This window comes from Bdellovibrionales bacterium, from assembly GCA_019750295.1.
Lineage (GTDB): Bacteria > Bdellovibrionota > Bdellovibrionia > Bdellovibrionales > JAGQZY01 > JAIEOS01.
On the sequence record JAIEOS010000071.1, the window covers coordinates 1 to 4,570 of the forward strand.

Annotated in this window: 4 protein-coding genes; 3 read left to right on the forward strand and 1 reads right to left on the reverse strand. The window is 45.7% G+C overall.

Going from position 1 to position 4,570, the window contains the following annotated elements:
- Positions 1-993 (forward strand): D-alanyl-D-alanine carboxypeptidase/D-alanyl-D-alanine-endopeptidase (dacB, locus tag K2Q26_12030; GenBank protein ID MBY0316245.1); only part of this gene is annotated, 993 nt, incomplete at its 5' end.
- 10 nt (positions 994-1,003) lie between these two features.
- A complete protein-coding gene (locus tag K2Q26_12035; protein ID MBY0316246.1) occupies positions 1,004-3,145 on the forward strand; it encodes a S9 family peptidase in 2,142 nt (713 codons plus the stop codon).
- A gap of 6 nt (positions 3,146-3,151) precedes the next feature.
- On the opposite strand, the gene K2Q26_12040 is transcribed toward K2Q26_12035, so the two are convergent.
- Positions 3,152-3,997 (reverse strand): 3'-5' exoribonuclease, encoded by an 846-nt coding sequence (locus K2Q26_12040; protein ID MBY0316247.1) that lies wholly within the window; start codon positions 3,995-3,997, stop codon positions 3,152-3,154.
- Between the two features lie 31 nt (positions 3,998-4,028).
- On the opposite strand from K2Q26_12040, the gene K2Q26_12045 reads away from it, so the two are divergent.
- A partial coding sequence (locus K2Q26_12045) for a protein-disulfide reductase DsbD N-terminal domain-containing protein (GenBank protein ID MBY0316248.1) occupies positions 4,029-4,570 on the forward strand: 542 nt, incomplete at its 3' end.

The window sequence follows — 4,570 nt, forward strand, 5'->3', positions numbered from 1 at the left end:
GAGCTGAAAAGGACGGGTTTAAAAAGCATCGAAGGTCAACTTTACGTCGATGATTATCTGTATGAGCAAAATCGGTACTCAGAGGGTCGTCAAGACACTCGCGTCGATCGAGCCTACGATGCACCGATCGGGGCTTTGTCGTTCAACTGGAATTCGGTCAATGTCTACGTGCGACCCGGCGAGGGAGTGCCAAATCTTTTTGCCGACCCCGAGAACGATTACGTTCAAGTGGTCAATAAAGCCAAAATGGGTGGAAAGACCAATTTGAGTGTGGAACGAAAAACTCAAGGGGGGAAAGATGTCATCTCCGTCCATGGAACCATGGCTCCCAAAGATTCAGAGCAAGTGGTTTACAAAAGTGTGACTCAGCCTGAATACTGGGCTGGATCCAACTTTAAGTCTTTCCTCAATCAACAAGGTATTTCCTATAGCGGCGATGTGAAGAAGAAGAAAACTCCAATCACTGCGGAAGTCTTGGTCTCATTTAAGAGCAAGCCGCTTCGTGAGATCATCGCGGATATGAACAAATTCTCAAATAACTATGTGGCCGAAATGCTGACGATCGCAATGGCCGAAGATCGTCCAGCGACCTTAAATAAAGGACTGGAAAAAATTCATAAATGGCTGTTGAAGATGGGTTGGGTTTCTAAAAACTTTGTTTTTGTAAATCCGGCAGGATTTTCTAATCAGAATCAGATTCGACCTCAGGATTTGGGTGAACTCTTAGTTCGTCTTCAGAAAAAGTTTGCGTCGTCTCCCGAATTTTTAGCGTCCTTGCCGATCTCGGGAGTGGATGGAACTCTCAAGCGACGCCTTCAGGATATGAAGCTTCGCGTTCGAGCCAAAACAGGACTTCTTAATGGGAAAATTGGGCTTGCCGGTTATGCGGAAAAAGAAGATAAGATTTATACATTTGTATTTATCTTTAACGGGCCCACAAGCCAAGAGGCCGAAGCCAAGACGTTATTCGATAATCTCTTAAGAAAATTATGATCGAGGTTTTATGCAGTTTTTGAAAATGGGGGGAGTAGTTCTACTCCTCTGGGCCGTCGCATGTTCGCAAGTCGCCTGTTCACAAATAGAAAAGCAGGAACAGATTCCCGAGGCTCCCGTCCCCAAGGCTAAAAAAATACATCATACTTTTAAAGAACACGGTGATCTTCGAGAGGATCCGTACTTCTGGATGAAAAATAGGGAATCTAAAGAGGTCCTTAAATACATCGAGGAGGAGAATAATTACTCACGATCCATTTTGGAAAAGTCGAAGTATATTCAGAGCGAAGTCGCTCAAGAAATTAGAAATCGTACTGTAGAAAACGACACTTCAGTGCCTTACAAAGAGGGCCAATACTACTATTACACGCGCCTCGAGAAGGGAAAGCAGTACCCCATCTATTGCCGAAAAAAGGGAACGTTAACCGCAGAAGAAGAGATTTATCTCGATGTCAATTCGCTGGCCGCAGGAAAAAAATTTTTTTCGCTGGTTCACTTAGGTGTTTCGCCGAATGGCGAAACACTGGCCTTTGCCACGGATGAGGCAGGTCGGCGTTTCTATACTTTAAAATTTAAAAATCTTAAGACTGGAGAAATGCTCAAAGACCAAATCAAAAACGTGTCGGAGCAGTGGGAGTGGGCGAACGATAATAAGACCGGTTTTTATATTCAGCAAAATCCGACGACCCTTCGATCCGAGAAAGTATATAGATATTCTCTCACCCAGGGAAAATCGACCCCGGTTTATCACGAAAAGGACGAAACCTTTGAGATGACTCTAGAAAAATCGTTGAATCATAAGACGATCTTTATCCATGGCGGAAATTACGACGAGACAGAATCCCAGTACGTGTTTGCCGATAAGCCCGGCGCCCATTTTAAAACCTTCCACAAGCGAGAAAATTTTCATGATTACCAAGTCACTGATGGCGGCGATGGTTTTTATATTCTCACGAATTGGAAAGCGAAAAACTTTCGCATTATGGTCTCAAAGACCGCGGCTACGCCGAAAAATGAATGGCGAGAAGTGATTCCCCATCGCAGTGACGTTTATATTGAGTCCCTGTGGGCCCATAAAGATTATCTCGTGCTTTCTGTGCGCTATCGAGGACTGCTGACTTTCGAAGTCTATAATAAAAAGACGAAGAAAAATTTTCGATTTGAACATAAACCCATCGGCGCGTTTACGGTGCTGGTGGATCCTGTGACGGAGTTTGATTCCAGAGAGGTTCGCTTTGTGGCCTCCTCTCTGATTCAACCGGAAGCGACCAGCGAATTTAATGTGGATTCTCAAACCGTTAAACTGCTTAAAAAAGACGAGATCCCCAATTACGAACCTGAACTTTACGCCACCGAAAGACTCTGGGCCAAGGCTTCCGATGGTACACCGATACCGGTGACTGTTTCGTATAGGAAATCTCATTTTAGAAGCGGAACGAATCCGTTATATGTTTATGCTTACGGGTCCTACGGATTATCGAGCGACCCCGAATTTTTGATTCCCGAGGTGAGCCTCCTCGATCGAGGCTTTGTGTACGCGATCGCTCATGTCCGTGGAGGAATGGAGATGGGTAGGGATTGGTACGACAACGGTCGCATGATGAAAAAGAAAAATACATTTACAGATTTCGTCGAGGCGACGGAACATTTGGTTCGCGCCGGTTACGGACGAGCAGGGCATGTGTATATGGAAGGCCGTAGTGCGGGAGGCCTTTTGGTGGGTGCCGTTCTCAATCTGCGCCCGGACCTCTATCATGGAGCTCATGCGGGGGTCCCATTTGTCGACGTGGTCACTACCATGCTCGATAGCACCATTCCGCTCACCACCAATGAGTATGATCAATGGGGAAACCCCCAGCACAAGCGTGAGTACGACTACATGAAATCTTATTCTCCTTACGACAACATAAAAACCCAAGCGTATCCTCATGTTTTGATCACTACGGGATTTAATGATCCCCAGGTTCAATACTTTGAGCCGCTCAAGTATGCGGCCAAACTTCGTGAGAACAATACTCAGCGAACATCGATCCTGCTTAAGACGGACATGGACGTGGGGCACTTCGGTTTAACCGGAAGATATGACGTCATGAATGATCAAGCGTTGGAGTTGGGTTATTTTATTTGGCTCGAGGAGCAAAATTCAAAATAACAGGACTTAGAATAATGTCCCTTGGATGGCCGAGCGCTCGATTTTATGGACTTTGTTAAGATAAAACCTTTTGGGAATAGGGCTATCATCGAGCGCCACGAGAAAGTCGCCGTCAGGATTACGGACCAGTCCCAAAGGTTTAATGTCGCGCTCTCGTCCAGGAACATTTCCACTTTTATAAGTGAGTTTCACATCTCTTTTGTGTTTAATGGCCTCGATCAGAATAAGAAAGTTTTGCGAACTGTTCGCTAAATCATCCATAGAATACGACTTCCAATACAATGCTCCATCTTGAAGTTTAAAGACCTCGTCCAGAGACTGAGCGTTGGACTTTTTAAAGCAAAGCAGGGCTAACTCCAAACAGGCTTGGGCATCGTCATGAGCCCGGTGAGCCTGTCCTTTGTGCAAGCCTAAGCTCGTCACTAAAGTTTGCAGACGATGATTAGGTACATCCTTAATCACATTGCGGGAGAGTCGACTACTGCAAATGACCGGGAGTGAGGGGAGGGTGAGGCCGTGATCTTCCATCGCCACCGATAAAAACCCGAGATCAAAGGGCGCATGATGGGCGATCAGAGTTCCGCCTTGTATGAATTTATGAAACTGAGGAATGACCTGATTCATTGGGGGTGCGCTCGCCAGCATCTCATTGGTGATCCCATGGATTTTGATCACTTCCTGAGACATCGGTTCTTTGGTTTTCACTAGGCTTTGAAACGTGTCGATGATTTTACCGTTTTGATACTTTACGGCTCCGATTTCGCACACTTCAGACTCTAAAGGGTACTTCCCAGAAGTTTCGGTATCAAAACCAATAAACACAGTATCATGAAAAAGATCAGGATTAGACATTGGGATATTTTTAGCACAGAATAAGAATGACGTGAAGATAATTAGCACCCTTCTTATTTCCCTTCTAATGGCGACCGAAATCGCACCACTCGCGACGGATGTAAACCCGTTGCAAGTGGTGGGACATAAATTAGACAAATCGTCGGTGGGGCCAGGAAAAGAAGTCACGGTGGTTTTGGATTTGAGGCTCTTGGCCGGATTTCACGCCTATTCTGATAAATTCAAAGTTTTTTCCCTGCTCCCTGATGGAGCACGGATTAAAGACGTGGTGGTGAGTCCTGTCGTTCAGTTTGTTGATTTTTCGGGAAAGAATCATCAAGGAATAGAGGGCGACTCCAGTGTGACCTTTAAAGTGGATCTTCCGCAAGATTCCTCAACCATCGACAAACTTCAGTATGAGATCAGTTATATTGCTTGCACCCCCAAATTCTGTTTGCCTCAAAAAGAAGTCATGACAATGATCCCGATTTCCGACGGGAAGCCGTCCCTCGGCGCTCGCTTGCGGGAAAAGATGAGTGGTGCGATTCATTTGGAATCAGATCTCGAAGCGCAATTGAGCGCAAACCTCGCCGT